Genomic DNA, 23757 nt, shown 5'->3' with positions numbered 1-23757 from the left:
ATGACATATATAAAAAAATATGGTATTTTGGCATTATTCATAGTGGTTTCAATTGGTTTTTTTCTGTTCCAAAAAGATGATGATACACCAGAGTTTACTGTGCCAATCAAAGAGACACAAGAGGCAGAAGAACAATATATTTATGTCGATATTAAAGGCGCAGTAAAATACCCAGGTGTCTATAAACTCAAAGAAGATAGTCGTCTATTCCAAGTTATTAGTAAAGCGGGTGGACTCTTACATGATGCGGATGAGTTAGCCATTAACTTAAGCCAATCTTTACGAGATGAAATGGTGATCTATGTGCCAATAGTTGGTGAAGACTATCCTCTAATCACAGACGTCACAGAAAATCAAGAGGCGGGTATTGTGAATATTAACACAGCCTCTAAAATAGAACTAGAAACCTTACCAGGTATCGGACCTAGTACGGCACAAAGTATCATTGATTATCGTGAAGAATTTGGTGATTTTGAAACAATTGAAGCGTTATTAAATGTAAGTGGCATTGGAGAACAGACACTTGCCGATCTTGAACCGTATATTACAGTATAAATATCGTTTTGTTTATTGTGCTATAGCACTAACCACGCTTCTAATGACATTAGAATCCTTTTGGTATGTGCTATTATTAAGTGCATTTTTATGGTTTATCATTAAACAACACAAAGATATGTTAGTGATGATTCTTATCATTCTAGCCATCTATGGATTGAGTCGCATCGTAACCGCTCAATTATGTACTGGCATAGATGATTCGTTCACTTTAAAAGTAAGCCACGTAGAAGCAACACTGTATCGTTATAAAATGACTGGTCGGACAGGTCTATGCAAAGTTATTGTATACAGCTATGAGGAAACTAAAGCAGGGGATGTCATTACAGTGAGTGGTGAAAAACGAGAGGCTGAATCCTCAACTGTTCCAGGTGGCTTTGATTATGACCAATATTTAAAAAGTCAAGGCATTGGTTTGCTTTTTGATGCGAAGTCCCTAACAAAGGTTAGAGAAGGGTTTTCTCTTCAAATAATCCACGATGTCATCAAAACCTATATTGAGCGATTCTTACCCCGTTCTGAAGCCTATATCAAAACATTTATTTTAGCGGATACAAGTGGTTTTGATGAAACGATATCCTTAGCGATTACAACACTCGGTATATCACATTTATTTGCGGTGAGTGGTATGCATATTGGCTTACTTATCTTATCCTTGAATAAAATTGGAATGGTTTTTAATATCAAAGATAAACAGAGATATATCATTATATGCATCATTTTAAGTCTCTATATGATTATCACAGGTTTTACGCCATCAGTCGTTCGTGCAAGCTTGATGGCAACTGGTGTCATGATAGTCAAACTCAAAAATGTAGACATCTCAGCCTTAGACATGTTAAGTGTAGTCTTCGTGTTGTTACTTATTGTTCAGCCTTACTATTACTTAAATATTGGGTTTCAACTGAGTTTTTTAGTAACTTTCTTTTTAATAATTAGTTATGATTTACTATCAGATTTGTATGGGTTAACCCAATTGATGTTTAGCAGCTTAATCGCTTTTTTGGTCACAGTACCATTAGTCATTCAAATGAACTACGAAGTAAATCTCATGACTATCCTTGTTAATATGGTTATGATTCCCCTGACGACGCTTGTGATTGTCCCGCTTGGGTATATCACATTTATTTTTCCGTTATTAGATCCCCTTTATGCGCATATTATCAGCTTCTTTGACGTGTTGATTCTAACACTAAGCAAAGTATTCTATATCCCGGTTTCGCTTTATCTGTTTCATCCTTTGTTTATCATATTATATTATCTGTTATTATATTTATTAGCAATTTTAGATAAACACCATTATCGCAGATTAGCAATAGTGATTCTCGTGTATCTTATAGTCACCGTATTTTCCCATAAACTCAACCCGATACAAGATGTTACATTTTTAGATATACAGGGCGAGAGTACCGTTATTAAAGATCGTTTTGATCAATGTAATATCATTGTTGATACAGGGAAACCTGATGAGTACAACACATTAATTAATTATTTGAAACGGATGCAAATCAAACGCATTGATTATGTTATTGTCAGTCACTTTCATGCCGATCATTATGGGGAAACAGAGGATCTATTAGAATCCTTTACAGTGAGCCACCTCATTACACCAGACAATGTGGGCGCCTATGAAAACCAGATGATTCAGTGTGGCAATCTTTCTTTGTTCATTTATCCGCTAGAGATCACTGATGATAATCCCAACAACCGGAGTATTCCGTTAAGCATATGGATGAATCAGACCCATTATTTTTTCATGGGAGACGCAGAGGAAATCGCTGAAATAGCGTTTGTAAAAAACTACTATATTAATGTGGATCGATTTAAAGTAAGTCACCATGGGAGTAATACCTCATCAAGTCAATTATTTATCCAAGCGATAAATCCAAAGCATGCGATAATAAATGTGGACCGCAATAATACGCATGGACACCCCCATGACCAGATAATAAAAAGATATCAGGATCATGATATTAAAGTGTTGCGAACTGACCAATCGGGAACGATTCGATATCGATCGTTTTTCGGTATATCATGGCGCGATAATTTTCCACCATAAGATGTAATTTCAACGTGCAAGAAGTATCCAGACATGCTATAATATGGATGAGGTGCTGACAATGGAAAATCAACTTTATTTACTTTATGGCGATGATACTTATTTAATAAAATCAAAGACAAAAACAATTATTGATCAATGTGATGTTGATGAATTTAACGTAACAGTTTATGATGCCGATGAAACAGACATTGAAGTCGCAATCAACGACGCATCTACAATCCCATTTATGGCTGAGACGAAAGTCATTATCATCAAAAATTGTTTCTTTTTAACGAGTAAAAAAGACACATCTAAAATTAACCATAATTTAGATGCCTTAAAACGTTATATTGACCATCCATCTGATGACACTTGTTTAATTTTGCAAGTTCCCCATAGCGCATTAGATGCCCGTAAGGCTCTAACTAAAGTTGTTAAAGAACAGGCAACAATTGAAGAATGCAAAACACTTGAATCACATAATATGCGCAGTTGGGTCAATCGCCAACTAGGGAAACACGGGATTACAATTGATGGAAATGCATTAGAAGAACTATTAAAACGCGTAGAAACCAATACAGAAGTCCTTGTTAATGAGACAACAAAGCTTATTTTGTACGCAGAAGAAGTTGAGCGAGTTGATTTAGAAACAGTGAAACTTGTGGTAACTAAAAACGTCGAAGATAATGTCTATGAGATTACCAATAAATTACTCGAAAATAACCGTGCAAAAGCCTTAGAAATCTATAACGACCTTATAATGCACAGTGAAGATCCATTACGCATACTCAGTATTTTAGTCAATAAATATCGTGAGATACTTCATACAAAGACATTGCTTGAAAACAATGCCTCAAAACAACAGATTTCTGATTACTTTAATGCGACACCAGGTCGAACGTATTATATTATGAAAAACGCCCAAAGTGTTGTTAAAGAACGGGTTGTGGATTATTTGAAAACACTTGAAAAAATCGATTATCAAATTAAAACTGGTCAAATTGATAAAAAAATTGCATTAGAATTATTTATCCTAGGTCAAGTCTAAAAAGTAATGGGTAGGCGCTCATTGCTTTTTTTCAGTTTTCATTCCCATTTTCATTTGATAATAATCACTGTTTATGCATTGACTTTTTGGCCTAATCATTGTTATAATTAAACTGTTAATTTGTTTCTACTCATAATTAAATTATGTTTTATCGTATATTATAGAAGTTAAAAGAAGGACGGAGGTTTTACCATGGATATAACAGTATTCATACTCTCCGGTCTTGCATTTATCGCTATTGGAGCCTTAGTAGGGTTTTTACTCAGTTTATATATTGGGGAAAAAGGTCTATTAAAAGCTCGTGAAGAAGCAGATCTATTGATTGAAGACGCACGTAAACAAGCCGATAAGAATAAAAAAGAGACCTTGCTTGAAACCAAGCAAGAAATCCATAAGATGAAGCTTGAACTCGACAAACAGACCAAAGAAAAGAAACAGGAATTAAGTAATGTCGAGAATCGTTTATTACAACGTGAACAATCCCTTGACCGCAGAAGTTCTAATTTAGACAAGCGGGAAGGGAATTTGGACAGAAAAGAAGACGGCATTGAACGTCGAAAACAATCATTAGAAGATAAAAATCGCAGACTGGATGAGTTAGTAGAAGAACAAAACAATAAATTATTTGAAATTGCACGCTTCACAACCGAAGAAGCAAGAGAATTAATCTTTAAACGAGTAGAAGACGAAATGGCAAATGAAATTGCTCAATTTATTAAAGAAGAAGAAGAGAAAGCAAAACGTGAAGTTGATAAAAATTCAAAAGAAATCTTATCAACCGCATTACAAAAGTACGCACAAGATGTTACATCAGAACGTACTGTAAGTGTCGTTACCTTACCAAATGATGAAATGAAAGGACGTATTATCGGACGAGAAGGACGAAACATACGGACCATTGAAGCATTAACAGGTGTCGATTTAATTATTGATGATACACCAGAGGCCGTCGTACTCAGTGGGTTTGATCCGATTCGCCGTGAAATTGCGAAACGCGCATTAGAAGCACTTGTCGCCGATGGACGCATTCATCCAGGGCGGATTGAAGAAGTTGTCGAAAAAACCCGTAGTGAGGTTGACCGATTTATCCGAGATAAAGGAGAAGAGGCTGTCTTTGAAGTCGGGATTGGGAAAATACATCCAGATTTAGTCAAGTTACTTGGACGCCTACACTTTAGAACCAGCTATGGTCAAAATGTCTTAAGACATTCTATTGAATCAGCGTTCTTATCTGGTAAGTTAGCTGCTGAAATTGGTGAAGATGAAGTGCTCGCAAAACGTGCAGGACTCTTACACGATATTGGTAAAGCTGTCGATCATGAAGTCGAGGGATCACATGTTGAGATTGGGATTAACTTAGCGAACCGCTATAAAGAACCATTCGCAGTCATTGATGCTATTCGTTCACATCATGGTGAAGTAGAAGCTGAAACAATTATTGCAGTCTTAGTTGCCGCATCTGATGCTCTCAGTGCTGCACGCCCAGGCGCAAGAAGTGAATCACTTGACTCATATATTAAACGACTTGAACAACTTGAATCCATTTCAACCAATGTACAAGGTGTTGAACACGCGTATGCTATTCAAGCCGGTCGTGAAGTACGTGTTATTGTAGAACCAGATAAAGTTGATGACACAATGGCATATAAAATTGCCCGTGACATCAAAGATAAGATCGAAGAACAATTGTCATATCCTGGTACCATCAGGGTTACCGTTATTCGTGAAACACGTGCTCAAGATATTGCAAAATAAGCCTTCTATTTAGAAGGCTTTCCTTATAGGTGATACGATGGAGAAATTTGATTTATATGATAAACTTGGTAATAAGTTAGATAAAACAATGTACCGTGGAGGCACCAATACACAAGGGGAATATCACCTTGTGGTTCATGTGTGGATACGCAATAAGGATGGCGAATATCTCATCCAACAACGTAATAAAACAACTGACCTCATTCCCAATCAATGGGGATGTACAAGTGGTGCGGTTATTCAAAATGAAACCAGTATAGATGGCGCTTTGCGTGAGGTAAAAGAAGAAATTGGACTAAACTTAACACCAGAAGACTTAACACGGATTAAGCGTTATGTGATTGATCATCCCAAATCAAACTATATTACCGATGTGTACTTAGTTGAAAAAGATGTAAGATTATCATCCTTACAACTTGATCATCATGAAGTTAAAGCAGTTACCTATAAAACATTAGATCAGATTGAAACAATGGTAATAGAGAACACCTTTTGGAACTATGCACGATTATTAGAACGTCGTGATTACTTTGATCTTTTAAAGATATCAAACGAAAGACTTAGGAAACGGTAATTAGAGTCTATTTTGACTAATTTAATCAACGTGATTTCAAGATAGTAAGTTTGAAACACCTGTGCATAGGATTCATCACACAATTAGGAAAAACCGTTAAATAGTAATTTATCATTAGTTTATAGAGATGTCTTAACAAAGAGACAATCTCTATAAGAGATACTAAAGGGACATATTTAAGTTACCCTTTCTAGAAAAGAGTTGATATCATGCGTATTTGTATGGTAGGTGATGTATTTGGAAACAATGGGTTAAAAGCTTTAAAACAGTATTTACCCCAAGTGAAAGAACAATATCGCCCAGATTTACTCATTGTCAATGGTGAGAATTTAGCTGGTGGATTTGGATTAACCAAAGCCTTATATGATGACCTAAAAAGCATGCACATCCATGTGATTACAATGGGTAATCACACCTTTAGTAAGCGTGAGATTATGGATTATATGGATGACGCAACTATTATTAGACCACTAAATTATGGCGAGGGTGTGCCTGGTAAAGGAATTTACACCTTTAACTATAATGGAGAAACCGTTGCGGTCATTAATTTAATGGGAAGAATCTTTATGGGGGACCCTTTAAAAAATCCATTTACCGTTATTGATGATACCTTAAAAACACTCGATACTGATCATATCATTATTGATTTTCATGGGGAAGCAACAAGTGAAAAACTGGCCTTTGGACACCATGTGGATGGTCGTGTAACGGCTGTTTTTGGTACCCACACTCATGTGCCAACGAAAGATGCGATGAGATTACCTAAGGGGACATTCTATATTACTGATATTGGTATGACAGGGTCACGTTATAGTATATTAGGGGCACAAAAAGATAAACAAATACAGAAATTTATATCAGGGATGCCAGCCCGCATTGAAGAGGATAAGTCAGATGTACTACAGTTTAATGCAGTATTGATTGATACGGATCAATCAACGATTAAACACCTGCAATATTTTTCAGATGAAAGAGGAATTAATCATGGCCAAAGATTATAGTAAATATTTTGAAAAGCCATCGCTTCGTGATGCAAGAAAACGTAAGAACAATACAACTACGACATTGTATTTTGATGAATATGCCAACATCAAAGGCGTTGGAAAAGGGAGAACATACCGTATAGAAACCTATGGGTGTCAAGGTAATGAAGCAGACACAGAGAAAATTCGGGGAATATTAGAAGCACTTGAGTTCACGCAGGCAGACGATTTAGAAACGGCAGATATCATTCTTCTGAATACGTGTGCGATTAGAGAAAATGCGGAAAATCGAGTATTTGGTGAACTGGGACGACTTAAACAATTTAAACGTAATAATCCAGAATTGATATTAGGCGTATGTGGCTGTATGCCACAAGAGGAGTCTGTCGTTGATCGTATATTAAAAAAATATCCCTACGTTGACTTGGTTTTTGGGACCCATAATATATACAAGTTACCAGAATATTTAGAGGCAGTTTTATTTTCAAAAGAACGGGTGATTGAAGTATTCTCTGAAGAGGGGTCAATCGTTGAGAACATTCCTAAAGTCAGAGAACATACCAAAAAAGCATGGTTAAATATCATGTATGGATGTGATGAGTTCTGTACATATTGTATTGTCCCTTATACTCGAGGTAAAGAACGTTCAAGAGATAAAGAAGATATCTTAAAAGAAGTTCAAGAACTGATTGACCAGGGTTATCAAGAAGTCACATTGCTAGGACAAAATGTAAATTCCTACGGACGAGATTTTACGGATAAAGAATATCAATTTAGTGATTTGTTAAGTGATCTTTATAAAATGGATATCAACCGTGTACGTTTTACGACTTCTCATCCAAAAGATTTTGATTCAAAAACAGTGGATGTCTTAGCTAAAGGTGGGAATCTCATGCCGTATATCCATCTACCTGTTCAATCGGGTAGTAACGCAATCTTAAAAAAAATGAATCGTAAATATACAAAAGAATCTTATCTTGCACTTGTCAATGAAATTAAAGAAAAAATACCCCATGTTTCTTTAACCACTGATATTATTGTTGGCTTTCCAGGAGAAACACGGAAAGATTTTGAAGAGACCCTTGATCTCGTGAAACAATGTCAGTTTGAAGGGGCCTTTACCTTTGTCTATTCAAAACGTGAGGGAACACCTGCGGCAAAATATGAAGATAACGTCTCGATAAAAGAGAAAAAGGCACGATTACATGAGTTAAATGAAGCAATTAATGATGGTTACCTAGATGGGACTAAACGCTTTGAAGGTAAAGTCGTAAAAGTCTTAGTTGAAGGACCATCTAAAAATGATGACACTGTTTTAGCTGGATATACAGAAAATAATAAGTTGGTTAACTTTAAAGGACCAAAAGCCTTAATTGGTGATATTGTTGATGTGAAAATTACCGAAGCCAAAACATGGTTCATGATAGGTGAGGCTGTTGAATAAGTTAGATGCCTTAATCAAGGCTTTACAAGATGATGATAAAGTTAAACGGTTCCAAGAATTAGAGACCATTATCAATAACGATGCGTCTTTACAAAAAGAATATCAACGGCTGTTAAAGGCACAAAAAGTATTGGTTAATTACGAACACCATAAGGATCCAAAACTTAAAAAAGCCCAAGCACAGTACACTAACATTTTAGAAGAATTGGGAAACCATCCATTATTTAATGAGTTCATCGATTTACTCGAATGGATAAATGATGATCTTGTGTTACTACAAAAAATCTTTGAATCAGCTATAAATGAAAAATAACAAAAATGTGGGAAATTGCTTTTTTAAGCGATTTCCTATTGCTTTATAAGGGTATTTATTTTATAATAAAGATAGATTGGAAGGTGTTAGAATGGCAAAAAATAAAAAAACGGAAGAATATATTTACTTATATTCGAAAAAAGTTAAGATCAGTAAACTTGTGAAAGACTTCATTGTTATTCCAAGTAGTGAGATTGTTAAATACCTTAAAAACAAGGAAATTTATTTACCAAATTACTTACATAAAGCCTTAATCCGAAAAAATATCGCCCCTGCTATAGCCGACGCAGAAAGCAGTGACAAATTTTCTGATGAAATGAAATATCGGTTACGCTGGTTTGATGATTTTACGATTTTCCAATTAGAACGTTTGGCTTCAGGCTATCAATTAAAGATTGATGTCAACGAGTACAAGAAAGACTTTTGGGATATTATTATCCGTAATCGCAGTGAATTAGGGATTAATAACTTGGAGTTTGTTAAATTACAAAATTTAACTTTGAAATATGCCAAAGAAGACCAAGAAACCTATGAAGAGATGATGAAAAACTTCCAAGAAGTTTACTTTGAACCCGATGGATACTTTGATGGGACATTAATTGAAGATGCCCAAGAAGTATTAGAAAATGCGACTACAATGACTGAAATTCGTGAACTGGGTAAAAAGTATGGTGTGGAAATACCACGTCGTATTAACAAAAAACAACTCATTGATATTGTGGCTTTAAAACTCGGCTTTGATGACGCAAAACGGGAGGAAATTGCTAAAAAATCTATTTTAGAAATTGAACGGTATGCGAAACGTCGTAAAGTCAATGTCAGTATTGAGTTGCGTAAAAGTGATATGATTGAATATATCTTAATTAAAATGCCTAAAAAGGCCGCGCCTAAATACACAGAGAGTTTAGAAGTGTTTGCTGGGAGGAACATTGAAGAATATTTATACAACATAAAATTTCAAGAAATTGCAAGTAAAGTCAAAGAACAACGCAAAAAATTTGTTAAGAAGATTGTTTTAATCGTAATTGCACTAAGTGTACTAGCGGGTGTCGGTTACTTAGCATATATCAATTTCGTTGTATAGTTTAGGAGACCATTATGGAAGGTATCGATAAAACACAGTATACGCCAATGATGCGTCAATATTTAACCATTAAAGAAGACTATGAGGATGCGATAGTCTTTTTTAGACTGGGCGACTTTTATGAAATGTTTTTTAGCGATGCGTATCTCGCATCAAGGGAGTTAGAGATTCAATTAACCGGTCGAGATGCCGGGGCTAAGGAACGTGTACCGATGTGTGGTGTACCGTATCATTCCGCAGATCCATATATAGAACGCTTAATTGAAAAAGGGTATAAGGTTGCCATTTGTGAACAGGTTGAAGACGCATCAAAAACAAAGAAACTTGTAAAGCGTGACGTCGTTCGACTAATTACGCCAGGGACCTTTATGGACCAAGCAGAAAATGAAAACCATTATATTGCCGCATTAGGGATTCACCCTCATCAATTTACCTTAAGCTTTTGTGATGTATCAACCGGCGATAGCTTTAGTTTAGAATTACCAAAAGATAAAACGATTTTAGTCGGCGAGTTACTCCAAATCAATGCTAAAGAACTAGTCGTATCACACTTCTTTGATGAAGCTTATTTAAAGGAGTATGTTAAACAAGAAGGGATTTTAGTCTCAATTCAAAATGATACCGATATTCCTGATATGTTTGAACAATTACTCAGTAATATTCATAGTAAAGATGCGAAAAAAACCTATCGTCGACTGATTAAATATATTCTTGACACACAAAAACGCGAACTCATGCATATTAAACCTGCAGAGCAACTAGAAGCAACATCGTATTTACGTCTTGATAGTAATAGTGTAAGAAACTTAGAACTGACAGAAACATTGCGTCAAGCCCATCGTAACGGAAGTTTATTTTGGCTTATTGATAAATGTAAGACAGCGATGGGAAGTCGGTATTTAAAACGTCAGTTATTAAGACCATTAGTCAATAAAAAAGTATTAGAGACACGTTACGATACTGTCGATATTTTAAATAAAGAGTTTATTATTAAAAATGAGTTACGGGATGCCTTAACGGATGTGTATGACTTAGAGCGGATTGTTGGGCGCGTTGCTTACGGTAATGCCAACGCGAAAGACTTAGTTCAACTGCGACGTAGTCTTAGTGTCGTGCCTTATTTGAAAACACAACTAGAAACATTAGATACTAAGCATACAAAGCGTTTAGCTGATCAGCTAAACACCTTAGATGATTTAGTCAACGAGCTTCATACAGGTCTCGTAGATGACCCTCCATTAACCATAAAAGAAGGAGGCATCATTAAAGATGGTTATGATGAAGAACTGGATCAATACCGTGATATCTCACGTAACGTCAAAGCCTTTTTAGATGACTTAGAACAACAAGAAAGAGAAACAACAGGCATTAAAAAACTCAAAATTGGTTATAACCGTGTCTTTGGGTATTATATCGAAATACCTAAAGGACAAATCGGTAATGTTAAAGATGAGTTTGGCTATACACGCAAACAAACCTTAGCCAATAGTGAACGTTATATCACAGACACGTTAAAAGAAAAAGAGAAGAAAATTATTACCAGTGAAGAAAAACAAGTCACCTTAGAATATGATTTATTTGTATCCATTCGTGAAAAGGCCAAAAACTATATCGAACATATTCAACACAATGCATCAATTATAAGTGAAATCGATATGATGATTGCTTTTTCAATCATCAGTGAAAAGTTTCAACTGAGCCGTCCGATATTAACACAATCTCATGTGATTGATATTGAAGGATCATTTCATCCGGTAGTAAGTGAAGTCTTAGAAGAGGTATTTATTCCAAATGATATCAAGATGGATAAAGCAACGGACATTTTATTAATCACTGGTCCGAATATGAGTGGGAAATCTACTTATATGCGCCAATTAGCGATTACGGCGATACTAGCTCAAATTGGATCATTTGTCCCTGCGAAAAGCGCAAAAATACCGATTTTTGATGCGATTTTTACCCGTATAGGTGCGGCAGATGATTTAGTCAGTGGAAAATCAACCTTTATGGTCGAAATGCTTGATGCGAACCGCGCAATTAGTACTGCTACCAAACAGTCACTTATCTTATTTGATGAAATTGGGCGCGGTACTGCGACATATGATGGGATGGCATTAGCGCAAGCTATCATTGAGTATATCCATGAACAAATTGGCTGTAAAACCTTGTTTTCAACACATTATCATGAGTTAACAGATTTAGACCAATCATTAAACCGGTTAAAGAATGTGCATGTAAGTGCCACAGATGAAGAAGGTCACATTACCTTCTTGCATAAAATAAAAGATGGACCGACCGATAAATCGTATGGTATCAATGTTGCTAAACTTGCGGAATTACCAGCCCCATTGATTAAACGTGCTCATCATTTGTTGAGTCATTTAGAGTTTCATCATAAACGTTTAGAACAAGATGAAACCTTAACCTTGTTTGATTTTAATGAGACAGAAGAAGTCACACCAAAAGATGAATTGAGAGAACGTTTAAAAGAGATTGATATTGATGAATGCACGCCAATTGAAGCATTAAATATCTTACATGAATTAATGACCAAAATAAAATAGGAAGTCACTCAGTCAAGTGACTTCCTTTTGTTATAAAAAAAGCGGTAATACAAGCTGTATTACCGTTTGAATTATGATAACGTATTCACTAATTTTGCTAAACTAGATTTTTGTCTAGCCACTTTATTCTTGTGGTTTAATCCTTTAGTGATTGATTTATCTAATTTTTTGTTCGCAAGATTTAATGCATTTAAGGCTTTTTCTTTGTCGCCTTCTTCAACCGCTTTTTTGACATTGCGAACGGCAGATTTTAAGCCTGAGCGAAAAATGTTGTTGCGGGCTTTTGTCTTCTCGTTTTGCTTGTTACGTTTAATTTGATCTTTGATATTTGCCATGTCTTTCACCTCCGTTTTTTATAGCGTATTTATTGTATCAAAAAGCGTTCTAAAAAGCAACTACTTATATCTATTAATTACAGTAAGTAACGATTTTTGAAATGCTTGATCGTCTTCTTTTTGACGTTTGCTTGGACCTTTTATCCTCACATGCTTCCGTAATTTACGATGCGAGCTCCGTTTGTTAAGCAAGGTTAAGATGTTGTCTTCAGTATAAATCAATCCATTTGGATGAATCACATGCGCTTTTTTAGTCAGGGCAAGTGAAGCAAGGCCATAATCTCCGGTAATAACAATATCATTGTGCATGACATCAGATAACAAGGCAAAGTCAACTTTATCAGCGCCTTTTCCTAAGATGTGCACCGTACTATAGTTATCATCATAAACATGGGCTGTATCAAAATACATATGGACATTTAAGTTATACGATTTTGCGATTGATATGATAATGTCTTTTACCGGGCAAGCATCCCCGTCGACAAGAATTCTCATGTGATCACCTCATTTCGCTATGCCTAGTGTAACATAATTGAGCCTTTATGGCGAATCATTCTATTTAGATGATGAGAGTAAAAAGTGTATACATAAAATCACTTAAAAACAGAATAGTGATAAGATAAATGAAACGTTTTGGAACAACTTTATAACTCATGCTAATATAAGGATGAATAAAGAGAATTGTTAAAAAGGACCCAAGCCCAAACAGTGATGTTGGTACAAAGCAAACATAGGGTGATTGACAGGTAAAAAACGCATTATAATTCCATAAAGTAAGATTTGTCAATGCTTCATACCCATACCCTGTGACAGCTTCTGAAAGTGCAGTAGTCATAATCGCTATAACCAATAATAGTGTTAACCTTAAAAAATGCGTTGGAATGACTTTTTTAATAATGACATGATAGATGATAATCGCTAATACAATTCCTAATCCATATAATGGTTGCCAAGGACCAATCATCACAGAATTATCATAAGGAAAGCCATACGCAATGAAGTTAATGATGCGTTCTAAAAGAAAGCCTAGTATAGAATATACGATTAAATAATAAAGATACTGAAACATATGAAACACATCCTTTAATTTCATTATACCAAAAACATTGACAATTGTGTTAAATAGTATCATATTAATATGATATTTGTTATAATTAGTTGAGGTGAAATTTATGGAATTAAAACTAGGAGATTATAATACGTTAACCGTCTTAAGAGAGACACCTTATGCGTATATATTAACCAACGGAGAAGACGAAGTTTTTCTACATAAAAAACAAACCATTGGCACATTAGATGTGGCAGATGAAATAGAGGTATTTCTTTATTATGATAATCAAAAACGCATTACGGCAACGATGCATAAACCCATTCTTGATCAAGACACCCCAAACTTTGCTAAAGTGGTTGGGATTCATCGCAAACTAGGGGTCTTTTTAGATATGGGGCTTCGTAAGGATTTATTATTAAGTATCGATGATTTACCACCATTAATTGAAGAGTGGCCAGAAGAAGAGGATGAAATCTTTGTTAAAATCAAAGTCTCATCAAACCAATTAACCGCAAAACGGATTAATCGGTTTGAGATCAAAGACTATCTGAAACCTGAGTCACCACTTAAAGAAGGTGACGAGGTTGAGGCTATTAAAATTTATCAAGCAGAAGAAGGGGCGGTATTTATCACACGCAATGGACACCGAATTTTTGTCTATGGTAAACACATGCGAAAAAAATACCGTTTAGGCGAAACCGCATCAATGACGATCACCATTGATAAAGGCGATTTTTCTTATAACGCTACAATGATTGAACAAAAAGAATTGATGTTAGAAGATGATGCGATGCGTATTTTAACCTATTTAAACGAACATGACGGCATTATGGAGTTTACAGACAAATCATCACCAAAAGCAATCAAAGATACCTTTCATATGTCAAAGAGTGCCTTTAAACGCGCATTAGGCACCTTATATAAAGCTCATAAAGTTGACTTAGAAAAAGATCAAACGCGATTAAAAGAAGTTGATTAATCACTGTTTTTGATTTATAATAGTCAATGAAATTTAAAGAGGTGAAACCATGGGTCGTAAATTTAATGTAAGAAAAGAAGCCATGCAAAAAACGATGATTAAAAAATCGAAAGTATATTCAAAGTATGGTAAGGAACTTTATGTTTGTGCTAAAAAAGGTGGCACAAACCCAGAAGCCAACTTAGAATTGAAACATTTAATTCAACGTGCAAAAAATGATGATGTCCCAGTTGATGTGATCAATCGAAATATTAAAAAAGCTGAAGAAGGTACTGGCGAAGATTATGAACCTATCCGTTATGAAGGATTTGGACCTGGTGGTACTGGCATTATTGTCGATACCTTAACAGATAATGTAAACAGAACCGTTGCTGAAGTTAGAGCATGCTTTACAAAAGCAGACTGTAAACTTGGGGTAAATGGTAGCGTGGAACACGCCTATAATCACTTGTCATATATTAGTGTCAAAGGATTAGATGCGGAGACTGTCTTAGAGACATTACTGATGGAAGATATTGATATCAATGATATCGAAGACAGTGATGGTGTCATTGAAGTTGAAGCGGATGGTTATGATTTAAGCAGAGTCCAAAAAGCCTTAGAAGATGCTGGCGCAGAAGTCGTTGACAGTGAAAAAGGCTGGTATCCAATGGACTATATTGCCTTACAAGAAGCTGATCAAGAAACATTTGATAGATTGATTGATGCTTTAAATGATTTAGAAGATGTGCAAGACGTTTATCACAATGCAAAATAAACTGAGGAATTAAAGCAGGTAGACATGTTACCTGCTTTATCTTATAGGTATTAAGGAAGCGATAGTATGAACCGTTTACGTGCCATTATATTTGTTATTATGCTTAATTTTTTTCAAGGTATCATCCATAATTTAGGACACCCGGTGACACCGAAATTAGTTACAACAATGGGCATTCCAGATTATATGTTTGGTCTTTTTTTTGCATTGATGGCCTTAGGATTAGTCCTTGGGAGTCCCTTGTGGGGAACGTTAGGCGATCGGGGTAATAAAGCTAAGTATATGGCTTTAGGATTGATAGTCTACAGTATTGGACAACTTGGCTTTGGCTTTTCTAATAATATGTACTGGATGTCAATCTTCCGTTTTATGAGTGGGTTTGGCGTAAGTGCAAGTATTACCTTGATGGTCTCACACATCATTGAACATAGTAATGATCAGAATCGCTCACGTTTCTTAGCCTGGCATGCTGCTGCATTTGTACTAGGATCAAGTATTGGCTACTTTATAGGTGGTTACATTCATGAGAGTGAGTTCTTTATCAATTTGTTACGGACTGATGATATTGCCAATATCTTTTTAATTCAAGCGTTGGTTAATGTTGGTCATGCGACCATGATGTATCTATTAATTACAAAAGATGAGACTATCGTCACTGAGTCGCGGCGAAAAACTGCTATAGAGTACCTCACAGATATCAAATACTTAGACCGTAATTTAATTATCTTTCTTGTTTCATTAACGTTTATTTCACTTGGCGCAATTAATGTTTCTAAATATATTGAAGTGTATATGAATCATATTGGGTTAGGTCCAGAAGCCATTGGTCGCTTTGTATTTGTCACAGGGCTTGTCTCGTTAGTCGCGAATGCGGTCATCACACCACTATTATCATTATTAAAAAAAGACTTTTTATTAATGATTCTGATACAACTATTGAGTGCTATTATTGTCATTATTGTCTTTAGATTAGATGATTTTATTATTGCCATTTATACTTTGTTTATGGGATATGTTGTTCTGAAAGCTGTATATACGCCACTCGAACAACACTTTATCTCGACATTTGCCAAAAAAGGTGAATATGGGCAAGTGATGGGTGTTCGACAATCATTCTTCTCTATTGGGATGGTATTAGGACCTCTAATTGGTGGATTTATTTACAATTATAAAACCATGTGGGTCTTTGATTTTAGTGCGATTATGTTTATTGTTGGACTCATCTTACTCCTTATAATTGGACGCAATATCAGACAAAGTAATCACGTACATAATAATTGAGCATAGTGTTTTTAAACAGTATGCTTTTTTAATAATTCAGAAAAATAAATGAATTGTTAAGAAAGGCTATTTGTGGTATAATTTTAGGTGAGTATGAGGAAAGAGTGATGACATGAATTTACCCAATAAACTTTCGATGTTTCGGATTATTTTAGTCCCTGTTTTACTGGTTGTTTATTATTTAGCATATGTATTTGAACATACCATTTGGACAACATTTTATTTACTAGGACCGATTTTTGTTCTCGCAAGTATAACTGATTTTTTTGATGGGTATATAGCTCGTAAGTACCAATTAGTCACATCCTTTGGTAAATTTATCGACCCATTAGCAGATAAACTTATTGTCCTTGCGGCCTTACTCATTTTAAATGATTTAGCAATGGTTCCGATTTGGGTAACAGCCTTAATTTTATCGCGTGAATTTATTGTGACAGGTATACGCCTTGTCGCCGCAAAAGATGGCACTGTCATCGCGGCAAGTAACTTAGGGAAATATAAAACCGCAACGACGATGGTTGCAATCGTGTTATTGTTATTTTCATTTTATATACCTACGCTTGAAATGGTTGGCGTTATACTAATTTATGCCGGCACACTTTTAACACTTATTAGTGGAATAGATTATTTTATTAAAAATAAAGATATATTACTAGAGTCCATTTAAAAAAGAAAAAAGACCAACATATTCGTATCATATAGATAAACCGTATTAGGAGGAATAATAATGGCGAAAGAGAATAGAGAAAAAGCATTAGAGAAAGCAATAAAGGAAATTGAGAAACAACACGGTAAAGGAAGTGTCATGGTTCTTGGTGATGATGAACTGTATGGTCAAGTTGAATCCGTTTCAACGGGATCAATTCAAATTGATAACGCATTAGGAATTGGGGGCTATCCAAGAGGTCGTATTATTGAAGTTTATGGACCTGAATCAAGTGGGAAAACGACACTCGCATTACACGCGATTGCCGAGATTCAAAAAGCTGGTGGCTACGCTGCATTTATTGATGCCGAACATGCATTAGATCCCCAGTATGCAAGAGCGCTTGGTGTTGATGTCGATAACTTAATTTTATCGCAACCAGATACAGGTGAACAAGCCCTTGAAATTACCGAAGCACTAATTCGTAGTGATGCGATTGACATTGTTGTAATAGATAGTGTCGCCGCACTAGTGCCAGAAGCTGAGATCCGTGGTGAAATGGGAAGTAGTCATGTTGGATTACAAGCTAGACTCATGTCTCAAGCCATGCGTAAGTTAAGTGGTGCCATTAGTAAATCACATACAATTGCGTTATTCATTAATCAAATTCGTGAAAAAGTCGGTGTCATGTTTGGTAACCCTGAAACAACACCTGGTGGGCGTGCATTGAAGTTTTATTCGTCAGTGCGAGTCGAAATAAGACGTAGCCAACAAATTAAAGACGGGTCTGACATTGTTGGTAACCAAGCACGAGTAAAAATTGTTAAAAACAAAGTAGCGCCACCATTTAAACAAGTTATGATTGATATTGTTTATGGAAAAGGGATTTCTAAAACAGGTGAGATTATTGATCTTGCTGTTGACGCTGATATCGTAAATAAATCAGGTTCTTGGTATAGTTATCAAGACGATAAACTTGGTCAAGGTCGTGAAAATGTAAAAACATATCTTGAAGAACATCCTGAATTATTAAAAGACTTAGAAAAACAAGTACGCGAGAAACTAGGGATATAAATGAAGTTAGCTCTTGTTCAGTCAGCGGTGCGTGAACAGGCAGAAGACAATCTTCATCATATTAAACACATCTTTGATTTACTGCCACAAGATATCGATGTTGTGGTCTTACCTGAGATGTTTATCACACCGTATGAGAATCAATATTTTGCTCAAAATAGTGTTGCTGTTGGCGATAAAAGATATCACGCAATTGCTGATTTAGCCAAGATGCATAGTGTGTATCTTGTCGCAGGTAGTGTCCCTGAAAAAGATAATGATACCTTGTATAACACCACCTTCGTCTTTGATGAAACAGGCAAACAAATCGCAAAATACCGTAAAATGCATTTATTTTCAATTACCTATCCTGATGGGACACAGTATAATGAAGGTGATGTGTTAAAGGCAGGAGAAGAGATTGTCACAGTGGATACGCCATTTGGTAAGTTAGGTCTTATGATTTGTTTTGATGTACGGTTCCCCTATCTGGCAGAGGCATTACAGAAACAAGATGTTGATGTCATCATCGTCCCAGGCGCATTCAATCAATATACAGGTCCCTTACATTGGCATACAACCTTTAGAGCACGTGCCATTGATAATCAACTTTTTATCGTAGGGTGTAGTCCCGCAAGAGAATCATTTGGTAATTATGAAGTCTATGGGCATACATTAGCTGTTAATCCACTTGGAGAGATTATCGATGAATGTTTGGAATATGAAGATGTATTAATTGTTGATTTAGATCTTGAAAAGATAAGAGACATACGAGAGAAACTTCCGATTATCAACAATCAAAAAACTATATAGTGAAAAGCCAATATTTTTGATATTGGCTTTTTTGATAGAGTCTTATGAACAAATAACACTTGTCTTAAATGTTGAGACAAATATGAAATACATTTTAAAGAAGATTATGGTAAAAGATAGAGTTTATGTCAATCGTTAAAAAATTATGATATCATATAAATGAGGATAATGATGAAACAAGGTCGATTGATTTTAGTTATGGCGAGGTCTTTTAGCAAGTATCTGACACTGAATAAGTGGTATCGAGCGGAGGATGAAAATATGTATCAATTCAAGCGTGAGAATAGAGAGTTTCAAAGACGAGAAGTGGATGGTGAACGGTAAGTTATGATTCATAAAACATTAGATTTAGGCAAAAACAATGCCACATTAACAACCTATATTCTTGATTTTTCAGATGAAATGGCCGATATGGTAAGTCGTAAAGCAATATTGATTTTACCTGGCGGGGGTTATCAGTTTTGTAGTGATCGTGAAGCTGAGCCAATTGCTTTAGCGTATAATAAATCTGGCTTCAATGCCTTTATTTTACGCTACACATGTCATGAGGAAGGAACGTTTGAAGATAGTTTAAGAGATGCTAAAATGGCACTGAAGATGATTCGAAAACATGCTAAAGATTGGCATGTAAATGACAATCATATCGCAGTAATTGGGTTTAGTGCAGGAGGGCATTTAGCAGCGCATCTATCGACTAATGGGGATGATAGACCGAATGCTTGTATTTTAGGATATCCTGCTATATTAAAAGAAAAAACCCATTGGCCATATCCAACACCAACCGTTGATAGCGTGAGACCACCCACATTTCTTTTCCATACAGATAATGACGATGTCTGTCCTGTTGGGCATAGTTTATATTATGCGAATAAATGTGATCAATATGATATCCCCTTTGAGTTGCATATTTTTCAAGATGGGCCACACGGATTATCATTAGGTACACCAGCAGTTGCTAATAAAAGAAACGGGTATGTAAACGACCGTTTTCAAGCGTGGTTTGAGTTATCACTAAACTGGCTATCTCACCTGTTTGGGTAATCAGATAAAAGTTTTGGTTTTGACTAAATATTTTTACTTAAAACTGGTTCTAATATGATAAAACATGTAAAATTAGCTATACAAAGAACAGCATTAGACATGAGTCTATTGAAGTAATTCAAATAGTATCAAAATCAACTTGATAGTTGAGTAGTGTTGATGATAGATATTTTTTAGTCTGAAGTAAATCGGATTACAGACATTATTCAGTTATCGATATGCATACTAAAAACACGAACGCAATGTTCGTGTTTTTAGTATGTTTTGATAGAAACATCTTTATATATATTTTTTTATGAGAGAGAGTTTATTTATGGCTTTCCATTTATGGGATAGTTCTGATGGAAAGTATGGGTTTTGATGCGCTGGATTGGCATTATTTCCAATTAACACGGTGAGGTGTGTACAATGATTAATTAAGATATTTGCGAGTTTACTCGCTCCATTATTTTGCATTAAATAAGAGGGGTTAAAGTTATGCGTTTGATACGCTTCAATTAATTCAATCGTTTTGTACAAGGTAATGATGCCCTCTGTCACTAAATCGATGCCATCAATCTTTGCGTACGGTGGAATATCTGAATCAGTATCCTTAATATTAGTATCGATTGTTTTATTTCGCAGTTTTGCATAAATTTGTGCCGCGGTTCCACCGCAGATGATTTTTTTGCCTGGTGCCTTGACTAAATCGTTGATGATTTTTTTATCATAGTCAGGATTATCAGGCGGTCCAGTAAATAAGGTGACAGGTTCTACATCGCGTATTTTAATCACCACCACTGTAGTATCATCTCCAGCTTTATAGTCATTAAAGGTTTGACATATATCAATGATATTTTGTGTAATACCTTTGGCGGTATGTTGTTTTTTGCTTTCAGTGAGTAACACTTTAACAACTTCTTTGTGGTGCCATCCAAGGTCAATGTGTTTACCAATACCTGTGTGGATGACCCCATCGCTAAAAAGACAGATTAAGTCTCCTTTTTGAAATGTTGTGTGATACTCAGTAATGGTTTTATCTTTAAATGTTACTTTTTTTTCATCTAAGGCTAGGCGCTGATGATCTCTAATATAGACAATTTTAGGGTTATCAAATTCAATGATATAAACATTACCATCGTGAAAAATTTGAACAATCGTGAAGGTTGAGTAGGCTAATTTTCGTACTTGACAGACAGGTAATGTGGTTTCTAGTGTTTCTAATACATCAAAAATGTTACTACCTAATTTTAACATTGTTGATGCGATTGTAGACGTGAGTGTTGATAAGATATTTGCTTTAACACCACTGCCAAGTCCATCGCTTAATACAACGATATGCGAATAATCATTATGACTGATTTCGACATGGTCACCACATAACTCTTCTTTATATTTATTAACCGCATCAACACTGATATCTATGAAGTGATTATTATGAGTTGTCTTCATTGAATAAATCCTTTAATTGAGATAGCGTTACCTTTGTTTCTGCGGTTGTTTCTCCTAATAAAGAAGCAATTTCATGGGCCACAACCATTTGTTTATCAATCACATCTTGAGCCATTTTTAAGACATTTAAACTGGTCTCTTTTCGACCAAGTTTTTCTTGTTCAATGGCTGTGACATCTTTAAAAATACCTAGGTATAAGTCGCGATGTTCAATATATTTTAAGGTCACATCAAATATTTTTTGGTGTGAGTTGAAGCGTTTTTTAAAGGTGATCCCATTTGTGTTACATGCCATATCATTGAATAAATCATCACCTAAAATCGTATCAATAGGCATATACATTGCCTGTTGCTTACTGATGTTAAAGGCTTCAACTGCTTTTTGGTTAAACTCAATAATATGATAATCTTTGTCTAAAACAATGACTGCATTAGGGGTTTGACTGATGATGATGTTGTTTAAGTTCTCACTAATCATCCGCATATGTGGTAAACACATTTCAATGGTTGCTTTACCATCTAAAATCGCTTTGGCTTTATCGCGACAACTTTGATATCCACATCCACCACAGTTAAGTTCATCTTCTTTCGTTGCTTTACCTAGTTTTAATAAAGTCTGTTTAATTTGTTCTTCAGGGTAATCAGTTGATTGTATGGGTAAAAAGTCTGTATAGTCATAGGTTATATCAATTGGGGTATAGTCATAACTTTTGTTTGTTAGCGAGTCTTGATAAATATAATCTTTAACCGCATCAATTTTTTCGTATAATGACAACTCACTATCATGATTCCCATAGCCATTAATACATCCCTCATCACAGGCATTCATTTCAATCCAAGTAGGGTGTTTTATAGAAGATAAATGATCAAGTAATATTTGACATGACTTAAGACCATCAACTTTAATCACTCTACGCGTTTGTTCAGACAGATTCGTTGCTTTAACAATACCGCCACTGAGTGGGTACCATCGTGTGTTTTTTGGGGCAGATAGATCGAATGGCGCTTTAGATAATGTATTGATATCAATCATTTCATCTTCAAGCCATTCTCGAATGTCATCAAACGTAATAACATAATCAATGCAAGAAGATGGTGATGTACAGACTCGTGTTTCTTCTTTTTTCGCAATACAAGGGCCGATAAAAACAGTTTTTACATTTGGGTTATTTGCTTTAATTAAGCGGTTATGTGCCATCATTGGTGATAACACTGTTGCTAAATATTGTGTGTATTCAGGATAGTACTTAGTAATAAGAAAATTTGTTGAAGGACAACTACTTGTAATGATGTGCTGTGTCTTCGATTTATATAAGGTTTCATATTCTTTTGAAACATTAACAGCCCCAATGGCTGTTTCTTCTACACGGCTAAAGCCTAGTAATTTCAAGGCACTAATAAAGTGCATAGGATCGTTCATATGATCAAAACTTGCAAAGGCAGGTGCTAAACTGACAACAAGTGTTTGTCCTTGATGAATGGCGGCTTTAACAGCGCTAATATCCGTTTTAATTTCTTTAGCGTTTTGTGGACAAATATCAAAACATTTACCGCAACCAATGCATAATTCTGGTATGATTTTAGCTTGTTTATTTAACATCTTAATCGCTTTTACTTGGCAGTGGCGAATACATTTGAAACAGTATTGACAGTTAGCTTGTTCAAAATTTAAGTATTCCATTTGAACTCCTTTTGTAACGCTTTTAATAAAGGATACACATCATCTTGAGTTAAATTGTCATATTGTCTATGAGCGACTTTTACACAAACAGCTTTTTGACAGTTGTTTTGACAAAACGCGCCCTTTAGTCTGATGTAATTACCTATATCCAAAGTTTCAATTGCTTCTTGAAATAAGCTAATCATCTTTGTGCTTCCATGAATATGGCAGGCACTACCGACACAGATGGATAAATCAATCATATTCTCACCTCGATACCTTCCTTAATGTAACATAGATTCAGATACTGAAAAGATTTAGTAAATAAAAAACCTGTTTTATAAATAAA

At 35.3% G+C, this 23757-nt stretch carries 23 protein-coding genes; 17 read left to right on the top strand and 6 right to left on the bottom strand.

The genetic code is table 11. The features are described from left to right. From UMR38_03390 to mutS, 10 genes are all read left to right on the top strand, one after another. On the top strand, positions 1 to 555 hold the full coding sequence (locus UMR38_03390) for a helix-hairpin-helix domain-containing protein (GenBank protein MEC9484906.1): 555 nt from the start codon (positions 1 to 3) through the stop codon (positions 553 to 555). Beyond that, positions 524 to 2614, top strand: coding sequence for a DNA internalization-related competence protein ComEC/Rec2 (locus tag UMR38_03385; GenBank protein ID MEC9484905.1), 2091 nt, complete (start codon positions 524 to 526; stop codon positions 2612 to 2614). Before UMR38_03390 ends, UMR38_03385 begins: the two co-directional genes overlap by 32 nt. Before the next feature lie 61 nt (positions 2615 to 2675). Next, positions 2676 to 3644 carry a DNA polymerase III subunit delta gene (holA, locus tag UMR38_03380; protein ID MEC9484904.1) on the top strand — a complete coding sequence of 323 codons (969 nt, stop codon included), beginning with the start codon at positions 2676 to 2678 and terminating at the stop codon, positions 3642 to 3644. Positions 3645 to 3836: 192 nt separating this feature from the next. Beyond that, a complete protein-coding gene (gene rny, locus UMR38_03375) occupies positions 3837 to 5399 on the top strand; it encodes a ribonuclease Y (protein ID MEC9484903.1) in 1563 nt (520 codons plus the stop codon). A 37-nt stretch (positions 5400 to 5436) separates the two neighbouring features. Next, a complete protein-coding gene (locus tag UMR38_03370; GenBank protein ID MEC9484902.1) occupies positions 5437 to 5973 on the top strand; it encodes an NUDIX domain-containing protein in 537 nt (178 codons plus the stop codon). A gap of 209 nt (positions 5974 to 6182) precedes the next feature. Continuing rightward, positions 6183 to 6974, top strand: coding sequence for a TIGR00282 family metallophosphoesterase (locus UMR38_03365; protein MEC9484901.1), 792 nt, complete (start codon positions 6183 to 6185; stop codon positions 6972 to 6974). Then, positions 6958 to 8400, top strand: coding sequence for a tRNA (N6-isopentenyl adenosine(37)-C2)-methylthiotransferase MiaB (gene miaB / locus UMR38_03360; protein MEC9484900.1), 1443 nt, complete (start codon positions 6958 to 6960; stop codon positions 8398 to 8400). The genes UMR38_03365 and miaB overlap by 17 nt, the downstream gene beginning before the upstream one ends. Beyond that, positions 8393 to 8713, top strand: coding sequence for a YlbF family regulator (locus UMR38_03355; protein MEC9484899.1), 321 nt, complete (start codon positions 8393 to 8395; stop codon positions 8711 to 8713). The genes miaB and UMR38_03355 overlap by 8 nt, the downstream gene beginning before the upstream one ends. 91 nt (positions 8714 to 8804) lie before the next feature. Beyond that, on the top strand, positions 8805 to 9797 hold the full coding sequence (locus UMR38_03350; protein MEC9484898.1) for a hypothetical protein: 993 nt from the start codon (positions 8805 to 8807) through the stop codon (positions 9795 to 9797). A 14-nt stretch (positions 9798 to 9811) separates the two neighbouring features. Further along, positions 9812 to 12361 (top strand): DNA mismatch repair protein MutS, encoded by a 2550-nt coding sequence (gene mutS / locus UMR38_03345; protein ID MEC9484897.1) that lies wholly within the window; start codon positions 9812 to 9814, stop codon positions 12359 to 12361. A 71-nt stretch (positions 12362 to 12432) separates the two neighbouring features. Here the strand turns inward: mutS and rpsT are convergent, their stop codons facing one another. The 3 genes from rpsT to UMR38_03330 all read right to left on the bottom strand — a co-directional run bounded on the left by rpsT (position 12433) and on the right by UMR38_03330 (position 13765). Next, on the bottom strand, positions 12433 to 12696 hold the full coding sequence (rpsT, locus tag UMR38_03340) for a 30S ribosomal protein S20 (protein MEC9484896.1): 264 nt from the start codon (positions 12694 to 12696) through the stop codon (positions 12433 to 12435). 60 nt (positions 12697 to 12756) lie between these two features. Further along, entirely contained in the window at positions 12757 to 13191 is a 435-nt protein-coding gene (locus UMR38_03335) for a DUF188 domain-containing protein (GenBank protein ID MEC9484895.1), read from the bottom strand. Between the two features lie 64 nt (positions 13192 to 13255). Further along, positions 13256 to 13765, bottom strand: coding sequence for a putative ABC transporter permease (locus UMR38_03330; protein MEC9484894.1), 510 nt, complete (start codon positions 13763 to 13765; stop codon positions 13256 to 13258). Between the two features lie 103 nt (positions 13766 to 13868). On the opposite strand from UMR38_03330, the gene UMR38_03325 reads away from it, so the two are divergent. The 7 genes from UMR38_03325 (at position 13869) to UMR38_03295 (ending at position 20317) form a co-directional block, all read left to right on the top strand. Then, entirely contained in the window at positions 13869 to 14726 is an 858-nt protein-coding gene (locus UMR38_03325) for a S1-like domain-containing RNA-binding protein (protein MEC9484893.1), read from the top strand. Positions 14727 to 14775: 49 nt separating this feature from the next. Beyond that, positions 14776 to 15483, top strand: a complete 708-nt coding sequence (locus tag UMR38_03320; GenBank protein ID MEC9484892.1) for a YebC/PmpR family DNA-binding transcriptional regulator — start codon at positions 14776 to 14778, stop codon at positions 15481 to 15483. 66 nt (positions 15484 to 15549) lie between these two features. Further along, positions 15550 to 16764 (top strand): MFS transporter, encoded by a 1215-nt coding sequence (locus UMR38_03315; GenBank protein MEC9484891.1) that lies wholly within the window; start codon positions 15550 to 15552, stop codon positions 16762 to 16764. A 112-nt stretch (positions 16765 to 16876) separates the two neighbouring features. Further along, entirely contained in the window at positions 16877 to 17431 is a 555-nt protein-coding gene (gene pgsA, locus UMR38_03310; GenBank protein ID MEC9484890.1) for a CDP-diacylglycerol--glycerol-3-phosphate 3-phosphatidyltransferase, read from the top strand. Between the two features lie 60 nt (positions 17432 to 17491). Continuing rightward, positions 17492 to 18484: a recombinase RecA gene (gene recA, locus UMR38_03305; protein ID MEC9484889.1), complete on the top strand. Its 993-nt coding sequence runs from the start codon at positions 17492 to 17494 to the stop codon at positions 18482 to 18484. After that, entirely contained in the window at positions 18485 to 19276 is a 792-nt protein-coding gene (locus UMR38_03300) for a carbon-nitrogen hydrolase family protein (GenBank protein MEC9484888.1), read from the top strand. Positions 19277 to 19603: 327 nt separating this feature from the next. Further along, positions 19604 to 20317 carry an alpha/beta hydrolase gene (locus tag UMR38_03295; GenBank protein MEC9484887.1) on the top strand — a complete coding sequence of 238 codons (714 nt, stop codon included), beginning with the start codon at positions 19604 to 19606 and terminating at the stop codon, positions 20315 to 20317. Between the two features lie 279 nt (positions 20318 to 20596). Here UMR38_03295 and UMR38_03290 read toward each other — a convergent pair whose 3' ends face one another. From UMR38_03290 to UMR38_03280, 3 genes are read right to left on the bottom strand one after another with little or no spacing between them, the layout of a single operon-like run. Then, entirely contained in the window at positions 20597 to 21748 is a 1152-nt protein-coding gene (locus UMR38_03290; protein MEC9484886.1) for a SpoIIE family protein phosphatase, read from the bottom strand. Beyond that, positions 21732 to 23429, bottom strand: a complete 1698-nt coding sequence (locus UMR38_03285; GenBank protein MEC9484885.1) for a [Fe-Fe] hydrogenase large subunit C-terminal domain-containing protein — start codon at positions 23427 to 23429, stop codon at positions 21732 to 21734. Before UMR38_03285 ends, UMR38_03290 begins: the two co-directional genes overlap by 17 nt. Next, positions 23417 to 23671, bottom strand: coding sequence for a (2Fe-2S) ferredoxin domain-containing protein (locus tag UMR38_03280; GenBank protein ID MEC9484884.1), 255 nt, complete (start codon positions 23669 to 23671; stop codon positions 23417 to 23419). Before UMR38_03280 ends, UMR38_03285 begins: the two co-directional genes overlap by 13 nt. Positions 23672 to 23757 lie beyond the last annotated feature (86 nt).

Origin of the sequence: Candidatus Izemoplasma sp., assembly GCA_036172455.1 — a bacterium.
Classification (GTDB): domain Bacteria; phylum Bacillota_I; class Bacilli_A; order Izemoplasmatales; family Izemoplasmataceae; genus JAIPGF01.
Note: the sequence above shows the minus strand (reverse complement) of the source record. Positions and strands in the feature narration are given on the sequence as shown.

Coding starts and splice junctions, on each gene's coding strand:
- UMR38_03390 (MEC9484906.1), top strand. CDS start 1: ATGACATATATAAAAAAATATGGTATTTTGGCATTATTCATAGTGGTT.
- holA (MEC9484904.1), top strand. CDS start 2,676: ATGGAAAATCAACTTTATTTACTTTATGGCGATGATACTTATTTAATA.
- rny (MEC9484903.1), top strand. CDS start 3,837: ATGGATATAACAGTATTCATACTCTCCGGTCTTGCATTTATCGCTATT.
- UMR38_03370 (MEC9484902.1), top strand. CDS start 5,437: ATGGAGAAATTTGATTTATATGATAAACTTGGTAATAAGTTAGATAAA.
- UMR38_03365 (MEC9484901.1), top strand. CDS start 6,183: ATGCGTATTTGTATGGTAGGTGATGTATTTGGAAACAATGGGTTAAAA.
- miaB (MEC9484900.1), top strand. CDS start 6,958: ATGGCCAAAGATTATAGTAAATATTTTGAAAAGCCATCGCTTCGTGAT.
- UMR38_03350 (MEC9484898.1), top strand. CDS start 8,805: ATGGCAAAAAATAAAAAAACGGAAGAATATATTTACTTATATTCGAAA.
- mutS (MEC9484897.1), top strand. CDS start 9,812: ATGGAAGGTATCGATAAAACACAGTATACGCCAATGATGCGTCAATAT.
- rpsT (MEC9484896.1), bottom strand. CDS start 12,696: ATGGCAAATATCAAAGATCAAATTAAACGTAACAAGCAAAACGAGAAG.
- UMR38_03335 (MEC9484895.1), bottom strand. CDS start 13,191: ATGAGAATTCTTGTCGACGGGGATGCTTGCCCGGTAAAAGACATTATC.
- UMR38_03330 (MEC9484894.1), bottom strand. CDS start 13,765: ATGTTTCAGTATCTTTATTATTTAATCGTATATTCTATACTAGGCTTT.
- UMR38_03325 (MEC9484893.1), top strand. CDS start 13,869: ATGGAATTAAAACTAGGAGATTATAATACGTTAACCGTCTTAAGAGAG.
- UMR38_03320 (MEC9484892.1), top strand. CDS start 14,776: ATGGGTCGTAAATTTAATGTAAGAAAAGAAGCCATGCAAAAAACGATG.
- UMR38_03315 (MEC9484891.1), top strand. CDS start 15,550: ATGAACCGTTTACGTGCCATTATATTTGTTATTATGCTTAATTTTTTT.
- pgsA (MEC9484890.1), top strand. CDS start 16,877: ATGAATTTACCCAATAAACTTTCGATGTTTCGGATTATTTTAGTCCCT.
- recA (MEC9484889.1), top strand. CDS start 17,492: ATGGCGAAAGAGAATAGAGAAAAAGCATTAGAGAAAGCAATAAAGGAA.
- UMR38_03300 (MEC9484888.1), top strand. CDS start 18,485: ATGAAGTTAGCTCTTGTTCAGTCAGCGGTGCGTGAACAGGCAGAAGAC.
- UMR38_03295 (MEC9484887.1), top strand. CDS start 19,604: ATGATTCATAAAACATTAGATTTAGGCAAAAACAATGCCACATTAACA.
- UMR38_03290 (MEC9484886.1), bottom strand. CDS start 21,748: ATGAAGACAACTCATAATAATCACTTCATAGATATCAGTGTTGATGCG.
- UMR38_03285 (MEC9484885.1), bottom strand. CDS start 23,429: ATGGAATACTTAAATTTTGAACAAGCTAACTGTCAATACTGTTTCAAA.
- UMR38_03280 (MEC9484884.1), bottom strand. CDS start 23,671: ATGATTGATTTATCCATCTGTGTCGGTAGTGCCTGCCATATTCATGGA.